Origin of the sequence: Rhizobium sp. 18065, assembly GCF_902706095.1 — a bacterium.
In the GTDB taxonomy this organism is placed as follows: domain Bacteria; phylum Pseudomonadota; class Alphaproteobacteria; order Rhizobiales; family Rhizobiaceae; genus Allorhizobium.
Window position 1 is genome coordinate 268,074 of record NZ_CACSJP010000003.1, and the last position, 12,531, is coordinate 280,604.

At 59.2% G+C, this 12,531-nt stretch carries 10 protein-coding genes; 5 read left to right on the forward strand and 5 right to left on the reverse strand.

All coding sequences use genetic code 11. The features are described 5' to 3' along the window. Window positions 1-77 precede the first annotated feature (77 nt). The 4 genes from secD to GVK95_RS09935 all read right to left on the reverse strand — a co-directional run bounded on the left by secD (window position 78) and on the right by GVK95_RS09935 (window position 5,238). Entirely contained in the window at window positions 78-2,591 is a 2,514-nt protein-coding gene (secD, locus tag GVK95_RS09920) for a protein translocase subunit SecD (protein ID WP_159949018.1), read from the reverse strand. Between the two features lie 105 nt (window positions 2,592-2,696). Continuing rightward, entirely contained in the window at window positions 2,697-3,035 is a 339-nt protein-coding gene (locus GVK95_RS09925) for a hypothetical protein (RefSeq protein ID WP_159949020.1), read from the reverse strand. Window positions 3,036-3,229: 194 nt separating this feature from the next. Next, complete coding sequence (locus GVK95_RS09930; RefSeq protein WP_159949022.1) at window positions 3,230-4,579, reverse strand: histidine kinase dimerization/phospho-acceptor domain-containing protein; 1,350 nt, start codon at window positions 4,577-4,579, stop codon at window positions 3,230-3,232. Then, window positions 4,576-5,238, reverse strand: a complete 663-nt coding sequence (locus tag GVK95_RS09935; protein ID WP_159949024.1) for a response regulator transcription factor — start codon at window positions 5,236-5,238, stop codon at window positions 4,576-4,578. The genes GVK95_RS09930 and GVK95_RS09935 overlap by 4 nt, the downstream gene beginning before the upstream one ends. A gap of 190 nt (window positions 5,239-5,428) precedes the next feature. Between GVK95_RS09935 and GVK95_RS09940 the strand changes: the two genes are divergently transcribed. Continuing rightward, on the forward strand, window positions 5,429-5,695 hold the full coding sequence (locus GVK95_RS09940; RefSeq protein WP_159949026.1) for a PepSY domain-containing protein: 267 nt from the start codon (window positions 5,429-5,431) through the stop codon (window positions 5,693-5,695). A 36-nt stretch (window positions 5,696-5,731) separates the two neighbouring features. Here GVK95_RS09940 and GVK95_RS09945 read toward each other — a convergent pair whose 3' ends face one another. Next, window positions 5,732-7,381: a phosphoethanolamine--lipid A transferase gene (locus tag GVK95_RS09945; RefSeq protein ID WP_159949028.1), complete on the reverse strand. Its 1,650-nt coding sequence runs from the start codon at window positions 7,379-7,381 to the stop codon at window positions 5,732-5,734. Window positions 7,382-7,920: 539 nt separating this feature from the next. On the opposite strand from GVK95_RS09945, the gene repA reads away from it, so the two are divergent. The 4 genes from repA to recX all read left to right on the forward strand — a co-directional run bounded on the left by repA (window position 7,921) and on the right by recX (window position 12,458). Continuing rightward, a complete protein-coding gene (gene repA / locus GVK95_RS09950) occupies window positions 7,921-9,177 on the forward strand; it encodes a plasmid partitioning protein RepA (protein WP_159949030.1) in 1,257 nt (418 codons plus the stop codon). Beyond that, window positions 9,174-10,262, forward strand: coding sequence for a plasmid partitioning protein RepB (repB, locus tag GVK95_RS09955; protein WP_159949032.1), 1,089 nt, complete (start codon window positions 9,174-9,176; stop codon window positions 10,260-10,262). Before repA ends, repB begins: the two co-directional genes overlap by 4 nt. Window positions 10,263-10,561: 299 nt before the next feature. Next, window positions 10,562-11,779, forward strand: coding sequence for a plasmid replication protein RepC (repC, locus tag GVK95_RS09960; protein WP_159949034.1), 1,218 nt, complete (start codon window positions 10,562-10,564; stop codon window positions 11,777-11,779). A gap of 121 nt (window positions 11,780-11,900) precedes the next feature. Continuing rightward, window positions 11,901-12,458, forward strand: a complete 558-nt coding sequence (gene recX, locus GVK95_RS09965; protein ID WP_159949036.1) for a recombination regulator RecX — start codon at window positions 11,901-11,903, stop codon at window positions 12,456-12,458. Window positions 12,459-12,531: the final 73 nt, after the last annotated feature.

The window sequence follows — 12,531 nt, forward strand, 5'->3', positions numbered from 1 at the left end:
TTATCCGGCCCTGATTTTTCACCCCAGTGCCAAGGCACCCGGACGAGCCGGGTGCCTTTTTGTTTGTCGCGTAAGGTTCAGGCTGCTTCTGCCTGTGCTGCCACGTCGGCTGCGGCCCGGCGTCTGGTGCGCCAGTCGCCTAGGAAGAGCAGGATCGGTGCCGCGATGAAGACAGAGGACGAGGCCGCGATGAAGATCCCGAAGACCATCGGAATTGCAAAGCTCTCGACGGCGCTTCCGCCCCAGATCGCCATCGGCAACATGGCGAGGAAGGCAGTGGCCGATGTGAAGATGCTGCGGGCCAGGGTTTCGTTGATCGACAGGTTGATCAGGTCGCGGAACGGCATCGACTTGTAGAGACGCATGTTTTCCCGCATGCGGTCATAGACCACGACCTTGTCATTGACCGAATAGCCGACCAGCGTCAGCAAGGCTGCGATAGCCGTCAGGTTGAAGTCGAGACCGGTCAGGGCAAAGAAGCCGATCGTCTTGGTGACGTCGAGAATGAGGGTCGCAATCGCGCCCACCGCGAACGGCCATTCGAACCGGCTCCAGATATAGATCAGCATCGCGATGCTGGCGAGGATGACCGAGAGGAAGCCGGCCGTTGCCAGTTCACCGCTGACCTTCGGGCCAACGACTTCCGTGCGCTGGATCTGGGATGTCGGATCGATGGTCTGGATTTCCGTCTTGAGTTTCTCGACAGCTTCATTTTGTGCCGATTCCGGGCCTGATTGACGCTCGACACGCAGCAGGATGTGGTTGCTGTCGCCGAACTCCTGCAGCGCGATCTCGCCGAGACCGAGACTCTCCAATCCGGCACGGAACGCGCCAAGATCGGCGGCCTTTTCCGTCGACACTTCGATCTGGATGCCGCCTTTGAAATCCACGCCGTAGTTCAATCCCGGCGTGAAGAACAGGATGACCGATGAGATCGACAGAAAGGCGGAAATACCAAGCCCGACCAGCCGTGCCTTCATGAAGTCGATTTTGGTCCCGTCCGGGATCAGGCGGATCGGCAGAAGCGCATTGATGCTGATCGTCTTCAGCTTGAAGCGCGTCGTGATCCAAATCATCGCGACGCGGACAACGGATACTGCCGTGAACATCGAGATGGCAATGCCAAGCCCCATTGTCACGGCAAAACCGCGAACTGGTCCGGAGCCGAACCAGAACAGCAGCACGGTTGCAATCAGCGCGGTGACATTGCTGTCGATGATGGTGGAATAGGCTTTCTGGAAGCCCTGGTCGATGGCCGCGTGGACACCACGTCCCTTGCGGCTTTCTTCGCGGATCCGCTCATTGATCAGAACGTTTGCATCCACGGCAAGACCGATCCCGAGCACGATGCCGGCAATGCCGGGCAGGGTCAATGTCGAGCCGATGATGCTGAGGCCGGCAAATGTCAGAATGACGTTGAGGGCGAGAGCGACAACCGCCAGCAGGCCCCAGGTGCCATAAAGCAGAAGGATGAAACCCATGACAAGGCCAAAGCCCGCAAGGCCGGAGAGAATGCCGCGCTCGATCGCATCGCCACCGAGATCTGCGCCGACCGTGCGCTCTTCGATCACGTTCAGTTTGGCGGGCAGGGCGCCGGCTCTGAGCAGGGCCGCAAGCGTATTGGCGCCTTCAACGGTGAAGGAGCCCGAAATCTGACCGGCGCCGCCGGTGATTGGTTCCCGGATGACCGGCGCGCTGAGCACTTTTCCGTCGAGAACGATGGCAAACGGATTTCCGACATTCTGACGCGTGATGTCGGCAAAACGTGTGGCGCCCGTCTGGTCGAAACGGAAACTGACAACCGGCTGATTGTTGTTGGGATCGAAGGCGACACGGGCGTCGGTCAGGCGATCTCCCGACAGCAGGACCCGGTCCTCGACGGGATATGTCTGTCCTTCTTCGTCTTGAAGTGCTGATACTCCGCGCTCCCCGGTGCGTCCGAGCAGATGAAAGCTCATCTTCGCGGTAGAGCCGAGAAGCTGTTTGAGATGCGAGGGATCCTGCTCGCCCGGAAGCTGCACCAGCACGCGATCCGCGCCAACGCGCTGGATCGTCGGTTCTGCAACGCCCACCTGGTCGACACGCTGACGGATAATCTCGAGGCTCTGATCGACAGCGCCGCTGATCCGGTGGGAAAGGCCGATTTCGGACGGACGCAGCGTGATCGCGCTGTCGCCGCGTTGGGCAATGTCTAGGTCCGACACACCGATCGAGGTGCCCCAGGTGACCTGATTGACCAGTTTGGTCAATTCTGTCTGGGCCGCCTGTCTTTGGCCTGGGTCCTTGACGGTCACCACGACATTGTTTTGTTCGCGACGGATGGACGCCGTGGGGATCTTGGCCGTTTCCAGGGTGTTGCGCGCATCCTGGGTCAGGTTCTGCAGCCACTCAGCTTCCAGTGACGGTCGATCCACTTCGAGAACGAGATGCGATCCGCCGCGCAGATCGAGGCCGAGTGAAATTTTGCTTGAAGGAAGCCAGGATGGCCAGGCCGCCAGCGTTTTTTCGGAAAGGATATTGGGCAGTGCAATCAGCACGCCCATGACGATGATGACCGCATAGGTCAGCACCTTCCAGGGTGAGTTTCTCAAGATCGTGTTTCCTACAAGGGGCGCGACTGCCCATCTACGACAAAGCCGGAGCCAGGTCGGAGGATACAGTGCGACGCCGCTTTTGATTTTATGGGCGGGGAAGCGTCAGGCGATGCGCAGCGGTGGCGCGCGTGCCCTGTACGCAGAGCCAATGCTATGGGCCAGTTGACCGGGATCTGGCGCAGCATGCGGACTATGTCCGTCGCGGCCGGAAATCGTGCCTGCCTGTCGAGGCGGCGCTGCATCAGGCGCATCGGCGAAGCGCGCCTTGAAACGTTGACGGTCGGCACTGGCTACCAGTGCTCTTGTCGTCTCCGTGCGGTTGGCGAGAAAGTTGCTGGGGTCTTGTGCGTCTGCAAGCGCCTGGCCATGGCCAGCATGGCGCTGCAGGGTCTGTCCCCAGTCGCCTTGCACGAGCAGCAGGAGAAACAGCAAAGATTGCATGGCCGAAATGAAAAGACCAAGCGCGCGCCGATCACTGGCGCAAACGTGTCGATCCGCTCGACCGTGTTTCCCAGACAAATGGGTGTTGCTTGCAATCTTCATTGCCGGTGATCTATCAGGAAAACGCATGCGTGTCGTGGCCGCAATCGTAATGTCTTGCAAATGTTGCCTGGAAGTAGCGCGCAAAGCATGCCCTATTGTTCCGACGGCGTTTGTCCGAAATGAATGCGGGCCTCAAATCCATCCTCGCGCCCGTGCGCCGGCGAGTGAAGTGTCAGGCTGGCGCCCATCTGAGTCAAAAGGCGTTCGGCAATCGACAGGCCCAGACCTGAACCGGGCGCTGCGGTCTTGCCCCTTCCGAACCTTTGCCGAACATCGGCTATCTCGGTCTTTGATAAAGGTTGAGCACCATTGGTGATGCTGATGTGGTTGTCGGCGTTGATATGGATGTCGACCGGTTGGTCCGGCAGGCCATGGATCACCGCGTTTTCGATGAGGTTGCGAATGGCGATGGCGAAAGCGTCCGCGCTCCCCTGCCACAGCAGCGTGCTGCCAGGCCGGCGATGATAGCGGATGCGCTCTGGCTGCGATGTGGATCGTTTTGCATCGAGAACCACGAGATCCAGAACAGGAACGAGGTCCACGGCACTGTCCGTCGCACCGATCCCGGCTTCAGCGCGGGCGAGCTGCAGCAGCTTCTCGGTCAGCTTTGTCAGCTTGACGAGCGATGTTTCCACCTGGCGGGCGCGCTGCTGGCTGGATCCCACGTCCAGCTCGCCGATCAGCAATTGTGTCTGCGCCAGCGCTCCGGCAAGCGGCGTGCGCAGCTCGTGGGCGCTGTTGGAGGTGAATTCGCGCTCGGCACTGAGCGCTGAACGCAACCGGGCAAGCAGCAGATTGACCGATGCCATGATCGGCTGAAGTTCTTGCGGCAGCGAGGATAATTCGATATCGGCCATATTGCCGCTGTCCTTGCCGGCGATCGCATTGCGCAGATCACTGACGGGTGCAACGAGACGACGGACGATCAGCCAGACAAGCAGGATGCTGCCGGGTACAAGGATCAGGATTGGTAAGAGGAGCGCGCCGGCTCCTTCTAGTGCGGCCTCGCGTCGATGGGCCATATTGTCGGCGACCTGCAGGAAGATGGTGTTGCTGACGGCCGATGTGGTGAAGATACGGTGCTCTTCATCCTCCCAGAAGCCTGGCACCAGCGGTGCCCTGAAGGGTTCTTTTGTGCTGTCATGCGAATGTAAGATCACCCGCCCGGTCGCATCGCGTACCTGATAGGTCAGCTCATCCTCTGGTGCGACGGCCTTGCTTGTCTGCAGGCTGAGCGGCGTGTCCGTTTCCGGTCGCTGAAACAGGTCGTCGACCACCAGTGGCATCAACCGTTCGGCCGTCTGCTGAAGCGAACTATCGAAGATTTCCCCAAATTCATCCTGCATCACCATGACGCCGAGACCGGCTGCCACGAACCAGAAGCAGGAGATGGCGACCGTCAGCCAGATGACCAGGCGGCGGGTCATGCTGTAGCCGGTCATCCGTCTTTCCCCAAGCGATAGCCGATGCCCCGAACGGTCTCGACAATGTCCTTACCGAGTTTTTTGCGCAAGCGACTGACATAGACCTCGACAGTATTGCTTTCGACCTCCGAGCCGAAGGCATAGAGGGCCTCTTCGATCTGGGACTTCGAGACAATGGCACTGGGCCGTGAAATCAGGCTGTCGAGCACCGCCCATTCACGGCTGGACAGTGCAATTTCCTCTGTGCCATTTCGGACCGCCCGATCTGCTGGCCGGATCGAGAGGGGTCCGATTTTGACAACCGTCTGGGGTGCGCCGGCATATCGCCGGGATACCGCAAGAACGCGGGCACTCAGCTCGTCAAGATTGAAGGGTTTCACCAGATAGTCGTCGGCGCCGCTGTTCAGCCCTTCGATCCTGTCGGAAATCTGGTCATGGGCGGTCAGGATGATGACCGGTGTGGTATCGCCTTTGGTGCGCATTTGTCTGAGAAAGCCTATGCCGCTGCCATCGGGAAGGCGCAGATCGAGCAAAACCAGTCCGTAGTCGATCGTTTCGCGGGCGACAACTGCGTCATCCAGGCGCTTCATCCAGTCGACGGCGTGGCCGACGGCCTTGACGTGATCGCGCACCGCCTCGCCAAGGATCGCATCATCTTCGACCAGAAGAATTCTCAAGGCCATTTCCCTGTCAGTTCGTCGGGTGGATAAGTTTGTATTTTTGACGAATCCGTCACTCGGCGATCACTTTACCTGAACTGAGGCCGCAACGTCCATTAGTGGCCCGGGTGGAACAGACGGCTCTTCAGGTCAACGTCAGGCAGAGATCCCATAGCGAAGTCCTTGCTTGTGTAAAAGGAGAGCCGAGATGAGGTTGTTTCTGGTCATTGTCTCTGTCGGCATTGCCTGTGCGGGAGCAGCCGCTGCGTCCGGCAAATGCCATGCTCCCCTTGAGCAATGGCAGCCGAGGCAAGCCCTGCGGATGAAACTGGAGCGAGCCGGCTGGTCTGTTCGCTCAATCAGGTCGCAAGACGGGTGTTATCTTGCCAATGCCGTGAATGAAAAGGGCGAGGCAGTGAATGTGCAGTTCGATCCAATGAGCTTTGCCCCCCTCGACACCAGCGTCGTACCTTAGAGCGCAGGTTCACCACATCGCATCGCGCCCAAAGCCCTACTGTGTCGCGACAGACGTGCGGCATGCAGAGGCAAGATCAAGCGCCGGATCCCGTACCGCCGTGTCCACTTGCATCATGCCGAGTGCCGTATGAAACAGGTTGTCATGTGAAGCCGGACCTTCGGTCTCCTTGCGCAGGCAGTCGAGGTTCATCTCGGCCTTTTGCTCGGAGCCGAACCAGACAAGCATGGGCACATGGGTTTGTTGTGATGGGGCCAGCATATAGGGCGCACCATGCAGGTAGAGCCCGTATTCACCCAGCGATTCACCATGGTCCGAAGCGTAGAATAGAGACGGTGAGAACTTGCTTTCGCGCGCCTTCAGATTGTCGATGATGCTAGCGATCACGTGATCGGTGAAGAGAATGGTGTTGTCATACGAATTGACGATCTGCTCGCGGCTGCATTCGGAAAACTCCGCTGTCTGGCATTCCGGAGTAAATTGGCGGAAAGCCTCGGGATAACGCAGATAATAGGCAGGTCCGTGGCTGCCCATCTGGTGCAGAACCAGAACGGTATCCTGGGAAACTCCATCTAGCCAGGCATCGAGCCCGTCAAGCAGCACGCCGTCCTGGCATTCCCCGTCCGCGCAGAAGCGCTTGTCCGTATGATTTGAAAGAGTGACTTCCTTGACCCGGTTTGCCACGTTCTTGCTGCCGGTATTGTTGTCCCACCATTCGACATGCACGCCGGCATGCGACAGGACGTCGAGCAGGTTTTCAGTCGCAAGCGCCTTGCTGTGCGAATAGCCTTCGCGCTTCAGGTTGGAAAACATGCAGGGTACGGAGGTCGCGGTGGCCGTGCCGCAACTGGTCGCATTCTTGAAATAGAAGATGTCGCGGGCCTGGAGCTCGGGATTTGTTGTCCGGCTGTAGCCGCCGAGCGAGAAATTCTCGGCACGCGCGGTTTCGCCTGTGACGATGATCGTCAAGCGCGGCTTTCTCTTGTCGGCAGGCAGTCCGAGCAACCTGGCGTCTGTGCCCAGTGGTGCGGCGACCAGATTGCGTTCGGTGTTGCTAGCGATCACATAGTCGACCACCTTGCCGATCGGCACGAACGGATTGAGCGTTGCGAACATGTCGCGATGTTCGCGGGTCAGGGAGGCGTGGGTGCCGGCAAAGGAAATGCCGGCGACAACGAAAAGTGAGAGGCCTGCGGCTATGGCTGCGATATTGCGAACAAATTTTCTCGGGAAGCTGTCATGCTCTATCCGGACCCAGGCAATCAAGGCCGCTGGCATAATCCCGTAGAGCATCATGTGCAGGACAAAACCGGCTGTCACCAGATGACCGGCCTCAGCCGTATTGGTCTCCGCCGCGTTACGGATCATGTTAACGTCGATGATGACGCCGTAGCTGTCCATGAACCAGGAGGCAGATGCAGCGGTGAGCACAAGCAGGATGAACACTGGCTTGGTCAGATACTTTACTGATGGCGTGACGCAGGCGGCGATGAAGGCGCCGGACAACCCGATGATCAGCGAGGCAAAGGCAAACGGCTGGCTTGCGTAATTCGCAGCGGCCTTCACCCAGAAGGTGTGATTTGTCGCGAACAAAAGAAATAGGGCTGTGAGGACGCTGAGCGTCAGGCTTCTGATCTGTGGGCGCAGCAGTGCTGCATTGTCGTTCGTTTGGGTCAGGCTTTGCAAGATGTGGACCTGTCTTGAATAGAAGCAGGAAGCCCACCCTCAATCGTCAGCACAGGGACGGTGTGGAACGCGTGTATCCGAGTTTCACCGGGCCAGGCCTGCTGAGCCGACCTGAGGGCAGGCGGCGTAACATCGGCAATGCGTGAATTTTCTGACAACACGCTGAACGATACGCATTGCAGCGTGTGCGATAGACAAGCTAGTCCCGGGTAGGGTGCGCTATGGCTGTCTTTCGCCGCCAAAACTGGGGCGGCGGGTCGCCAATCAAGCCGTTCAGCAAGCCGCCATGCGTGCAGTGGATAGCCGGACAACCAAAAATCTCTTGACGCGACTCGGTTGATGCAACACGCTGTTACGGATAAAAGCCGCAACAGAGAGGCTTTGCCGTAAATTACTATAATGTCTGTTATTTCTCGCAATCGCGTATTTCCACGGCGGAGAGAATCACAGATGTAGAATCAGTTTGCCCGTTTCGACAGCAGCGCACCATGAGGGCCGCGACGTTGTCGGATGCGCTACGAGACAATGGAGAAGGTCTGATGGGCAGTCCATCGATCACGGCAACCCAGGAAGAGGCAATTTCATTGCGCCCTGCCGACGAGACCATTGCTGAAGACGCCCAGGCGCTTTCGGCCCAATTGAAAGCGATGCGTGAGCGGCTGTTTCCGCCGACATCGCAAAAGACACTGCGCTCGTTCACCTCGGGCGAGGCGGCGCGCCTGATTGGCGTGTCGGACGGCTATCTGCGCCAGCTGTCGCTGGCTGGAGAAGGTCCGCAGCCGAAAGTCGGCTCCGGCGGACGCCGGTATTACTCGCTTTCCGATATTGATGCGCTTCGCCATTTCCTCGCAGACCAGGCCCGCGCCAAGGGCAATGAGGCCAAGGCGCGCTCCTACGTGAAGTGGCGCGATCCGGCCCGTGGCGAACATCTGCAGATCATCTCCGTGACCAACTTCAAGGGCGGCTCGGGCAAGACGACGTCATCCGTACATCTGGCGCAATATCTGGCCATGACCGGTCACCGGGTGCTGGCCGTTGACCTCGATCCGCAGGCTTCGCTTTCGGCACTCTTCGGTTACCAGCCGGAACTCGATCTCGTCGGCAATGACACGATCTATGGGGCAATTCGCTATGATGGCGAAGTGCGGCCGCTGAAGGACATCATCCGCAAGACCTATTTCCACAATCTCGATCTCCTGCCAGGCAATCTAGAGCTGCAAGAATTCGAGCACGCAACGCCGCGGGCGCTCGCCGAACGTCGGGCGGGCGATACACATTCGCTATTCTTCACCCGCGTTCAGGCGGCACTCGCCACGGTCGCCGATGACTATGATGTCGTGATCATCGATTGCCCGCCGCAGCTGGGCTATCTGACCCTGTCGGCACTCTGCGCCTCGACCTCGGTTCTGGTCACCGTACATCCGCAGATGCTCGATGTGGCGTCGATGAGCCAGTTCCTGTTCATGACTTCAGACCTCTTGGCGGTGGTGCGCGAGGCCGGTGGCCAGCTGAATTTCGACTTTCTGCGCTACCTCGTCACCCGCGTCGAACCGCATGACGGGCCGCAGACGCAGATTGTCGGCTTCCTGCGCTCGCTGTTCGGGGAGCGGGTTCTGACAGCACCGATGCTGAAGTCGACCGCCGTCTCGGATGCCGGCCTGACCAAGCAGACGCTTTACGAGGTCGGAAGGGAGAATTTCTCCCGCGGCACCTATGACCGGGCAATGGAATCGCTCGACGCGGTGAATTCGGAAGTGGAAGCCCTTATCCACGCAGCATGGGGGCGGCCGGCATGACGACAGGACGCGACCGCAAGAATTCGATCAAGGCCCTGTTTGGCGAGGCGCTGACCCCGGCGCCGGAAACCAAATCCGCGGCGCCGACAACTGCCCCGGCGCCGACCGGTCAGGCCAATGAGACGCCTTCGGGACAGACAGAAACGAATGCAGCGCCGGCGCGCAGCGCATCGGGAGCCGTCAAGGCTATGGGCCTTTCGCTCTCGTCGATCGCGCGCGAGGCCGAAGAGGCACGCCAGCTTCGCCAGGCTCTCGAAGAGGGCGAGCGGGTGATCTCGCTCGACACCGCGCGTGTGGATGCCTCGTTCATCTCTGACCGCCTGAGCCAGGGCGAAGTCAACGACCCGCAGTTTATCGAACTTGTCGAAAGCATGCGCGAAAGTGGCCAGCAGGTGCCAATCCTGGTGCGTCCGCATCCTGACGATGACGGCCGTTATCAGGTCGCCTATGGCCATCGGCGCATGCGCGCTGCCCAATCCCTGGGCATCGAGGTCAAGGCTCTGGTTCGCGCACTCTCCGATGACGAACTGGTGCTGGCCCAGGGCAAGGAAAATGCCGAACGGCGCAATCTATCGTTTATCGAGCGCGCCGTGTTCGCTCAGACGCTGGTGACCAGAGGGTTTGACCGCAAGCTGATAGGCGACGCGCTTTCGGTGCAGAAATCCGAACTCTCGCGCCTCATCCAGGTTGCCGAAGGCATTCCGGAGCACATCGTTCGCGCCATCGGACCGGCCCCGAAAGCCGGCCGCGATCGCTGGATGAAACTTGTCGAGCTCTATGCCCGCCCGGCTGGCAATGAAAAAGCCCAGGACGAGATCAAGGTCGCGGCGTTCAAGGAAGCCGAGACTGATCGCCGTTTTGAGCAGCTGTTTGCCCGCCTGGCCCGCAATACAGGTGCGCATAAGCCGGAGCCGGACCAGTTGCTGGCGCCCGGCGGTCGTGTTTTTGCCGCCTACAAACGCCAGGGTAGGGCGGTCAAGATTGATTTTGCCAAGGATGTGGATCAGGCCTTCATCGATGCGCTTTCGGCGCATGTGAGCGAGGCCTATGCGGCACATCTGAAGGCGAAGGAAACAGGCAACTGACGCGGGCTGCTTCGGCAACCGACTGATTTGCAACGGTGAGCGTTGGGAACGGGATCTGAAATTCCCGTCCGATGCTTGGTGAAACATCGCGAAACCCAAGAAAGGAAGCGCGGAGACAAGAAAAAGGCCCCCAAAACCTGACGTTCCGGAAGCCCCTCTCCTATGTAGCAATCCGAGAGAATCACTTCCAGCGGGCAAAGTCAAGAGTCGGCGACAGCGATGTCGAGTCCGAATATTGAAACTATTGCCAAATTTCATGGTGTTCGGGTCCGCCTTGGCTCCTCACAGAGGACCTGATCATGGTGGAGAGACTGGCAACGACGCCTTTTGGCGGCGGTCGGATGACTGCGCGGCTTTTTGCCCGCCAGGCATCAGTCGCTGAGAGGCAAGAGAAACTGCGCGCCGGTGACGGCGGCAATGACAGAGGCGCTAGCGACAAGTGGCAGCTCATTCGAGCATTGACCGAAGCGCGTGATCATTTTGGCCTGAGCGACAGGGCGATAGGTCTTTTGGAAGCGCTGGTCAGCTTTACCACTGAGCGTGTGCTTGATGGCGCCAATCCGATCATTGTCTTTCCGTCCAATCGCGAACTGTCGCTGAGGGCAAGGGGCATGGCGCCGGCAACGATCAGGCGGCATCTGACGGCACTGGTCGAGGCAGGCCTGTTGTTTCGCCGCGACAGTGCCAACGGCAAGCGCTTCTGCCGCCGGGACGACAATGGTGTCGTCGAGGATGCATTTGGTTTCGACCTAGCGCCGCTAGCGCTTAAGTCGTCCGAGATCCTGTCTCTGGCAGAGCAGGCGCGCGCCCAGGCGCGTATGATCCGCGCACAGCGCTCCGAGGTGACACTGCATCTGCGCGATATCTCCAAGATCATCACCACGGCCTTGGAAGAGGGCCGCCAAGGCGGCTGGGCGGACATTGCAACAGAGTTCCAGGAGATGTCTTTCGGCAGCCTCCCGCGCGGCTACGATCCAGCCTTGCTTGCAGCCCTGCGGAACAAACTCATCGTATTCAGGACAAAGGTGGAAAATGCTTATCTTTCATCACTTTCTGAAGAAGAAATGAGCGGCAATGACGACCATAACGAGCGTCATATACAGAATTCAAATACAGACCTACCATTTGAATTAGAAGGCCAAAGAGTCATAGACAAGGCAGCGCCGGTGGAGCCGACATTGGCACCAAACCGCAAGATGGCGGTCAGTCTCGAGCGGATGAAGCGGATTTGCCCGCAAATCGCCGATTATGCCCGCGGCGGCATGAGCGGATGGCAGGATTTGATCCGCGCGGCCGATCTGGTTCGCTCCATGCTCGGCGTTTCGCCTGATGCCTGGCAGAAAGCCAAGGCTGCGATGGGCGAACAGGCAGCATCAATTGTTGTAGCGATCATGCTGGAGCGTGCCGATGAGATCCGCTCGCCGGGTGGTTACCTGCGCGACTTGACCCGCAAGGCTGAGAAATCGGCATTCAGTGTCTATCCGATGCTGCAGGCGCTTGAGCGACAAACGGAATGAACGCCGGGCGGACAGTGACGGCGGCAGCCGATGACATGCAAACGTTGACAGCTGTCAACGAAAGTTGACGGGCATGTGTGGCGGCCTTTTCGCCAGCGCGGCGTTTCGGTAGTATGATTTGATGGATGCGATGACGAGCCCGGCGGATGAGATTGAGGTGCCCACGACCAGAATGCTGTCCTGGGCTCGCAATTCCGCCGCCTACCGTCTGGCAAAACGCATGATGACAGAGCGTGAATTGTCCGACGCAATTATTCGCAAGGCCAAAGAGAAGTTTGAAGGGATTTCCGAGGCGCAACTTAGGGCGCTCGGTGCGTTCGCGGTTGGGTTTGGCCGTGACATGAAGGTGCTCGACGATCAGGCCTATGCGGAAATCCGCTCCAGTTCTGCGGCACGCAGCGGCAAGTCCAAACGGGCAATCGCTCGCAAGCTCCAGGAAAAGGGCGTCGATCGGGAGATCGTCGCAACCGTGCTAGATGAGGCTGACGATCTGCGTGCAGCCGTCGTTCTTGCCCGCAAGCGCGCTTTCGGTCCGTTTCGCAAAGGCGAGGCGGATGAAAAGCAGCGCGCAAAGGAATTTTCCTCGTTCGCCCGCAATGGTTTCGGTTTCGAACTGGGCCGGCGGGTCATGCAGATGGAGCTCGAGGAAGCCGAGGAAATCCTCTACGCAAATCCTTGAGCATAGACGCTACCGTGTCCTTGAGGTCATGGCGACAGTTGTTACCGGGCAAATTCAAGGAGTTGGGCACGTA

Coding starts and splice junctions, on each gene's coding strand:
- GVK95_RS09925 (WP_159949020.1), bottom strand. CDS start 3,035: ATGCAATCTTTGCTGTTTCTCCTGCTGCTCGTGCAAGGCGACTGGGGA.
- GVK95_RS09940 (WP_159949026.1), top strand. CDS start 5,429: ATGAGGTTGTTTCTGGTCATTGTCTCTGTCGGCATTGCCTGTGCGGGA.
- repB (WP_159949032.1), top strand. CDS start 9,174: ATGACGACAGGACGCGACCGCAAGAATTCGATCAAGGCCCTGTTTGGC.
- recX (WP_159949036.1), top strand. CDS start 11,901: ATGGATGCGATGACGAGCCCGGCGGATGAGATTGAGGTGCCCACGACC.
- repC (WP_159949034.1), top strand. CDS start 10,562: ATGGTGGAGAGACTGGCAACGACGCCTTTTGGCGGCGGTCGGATGACT.
- repA (WP_159949030.1), top strand. CDS start 7,921: ATGGGCAGTCCATCGATCACGGCAACCCAGGAAGAGGCAATTTCATTG.
- GVK95_RS09930 (WP_159949022.1), bottom strand. CDS start 4,579: ATGACCGGCTACAGCATGACCCGCCGCCTGGTCATCTGGCTGACGGTC.